Below are 1,142 nucleotides of genomic sequence, written 5' to 3'. Positions count from 1 at the left end.
TTAAAAATCCCCCGCTAATTTCGAATTAAATCGTAACTTTGCCTGTCTTCTAAAAGACATGATCAACGTGGCAAGTAATTATTTCTAATCATAAACAATACAGACAAATGCCTTTGCAATTCAACACGGTAAAATTGTTCGCTGGCTCAGGAACGCAGGAATTATCCGAAAACATCTCTGCAGCTTATGGTAAACCGCTTGGAGACATGACACTTTCCAAGTTTAGCGACGGTGAAATCCAACCTTTTTACAATGAATCCGTACGTGGAAGCGACGTTTTTTTAATTCAATCCACCAACCAGCCCACTGACAATTTACTCGAGTTGCTACTCATGATCGATGCTGCGAAGCGTGCTTCCGCGCATTACATCACTGCTGTCGTTCCCTACTTCGGCTTTGCCCGTCAGGATCGGAAGGATAAACCTCGGGTAGCCATCGGTGCAAAGATGATTGCCAACCTGATTACAGCCGCCGGTGCCCACCGCATTATGACGATGGATTTGCATGCTGCACAGATACAGGCGTTTTTCGACATCCCTGTAGACCATCTGGATGGCTCGGTGATTTTTGTTCCATATATAAAATCGTTAAATTTACCCAATCTAACCATTGCTTCACCCGACATGGGGGGTTCCTACCGGGCGCGTACATTCGCCAAATTTTTTAATGCAGAGGTTATCATCTGTGACAAGCGTCGTAAGCGGGCCAACGAGATCGAATCGATGTCGATTATCGGTGATGTTACGGGACAAGACGTGGTATTGATCGACGACATCTGCGATACAGCGGGCACACTTTCTAAAGCTGCTGCTTTGATTATGGAAAATGGTGCAAACTCGGTGAGGGCGGTATGTACACATGCGGTATTATCCGGCAAAGCGTACGAGACGATCGAGAACTCGGCATTGACCGAAATGATTGTTACGGACACCATTCAGTTGAATGCTGAAAAAATGAAGACCTATTCAAAAATAAGGGTATTATCCACCGCTGATCTATTTGCTACCGCAATCAAGAGTGTCAATCAGCACGCTTCGATCGAGGAGCTTTTCAAAGTTGATTAATATACACTCAACATATATTTAAAAAAGGAGATTAAGTTTTGAGTTTAATCTCCTTTTTTAATTTTTAGAAGCAACGAG

General features: G+C 43.6%; 1 protein-coding gene. It reads left to right on the top strand.

All coding sequences use genetic code 11. The features are described from left to right. Positions 1-107: 107 nt before the first annotated feature. The gene (locus G5B30_RS17100; RefSeq protein WP_165321225.1) at positions 108-1,064 is read left to right on the top strand and encodes a ribose-phosphate pyrophosphokinase; all 957 of its coding nucleotides are present in this window, start codon (positions 108-110) and stop codon (positions 1,062-1,064) included. The last annotated feature ends 78 nt before the right edge of the window (positions 1,065-1,142 follow it).

Origin of the sequence: Sphingobacterium sp. SGG-5 (assembly GCF_011043525.1) — a bacterium.
Taxonomy (GTDB): domain Bacteria; phylum Bacteroidota; class Bacteroidia; order Sphingobacteriales; family Sphingobacteriaceae; genus Sphingobacterium.
This window is presented reverse-complemented; position numbering and strand designations above follow the sequence as displayed.

Bases quoted from the DNA above. Each gene is read 5' to 3' on its own strand.
- G5B30_RS17100 (WP_165321225.1), top strand. From the start codon at position 108: ATGCCTTTGCAATTCAACACGGTAAAATTGTTCGCTGGCTCAGGAACG.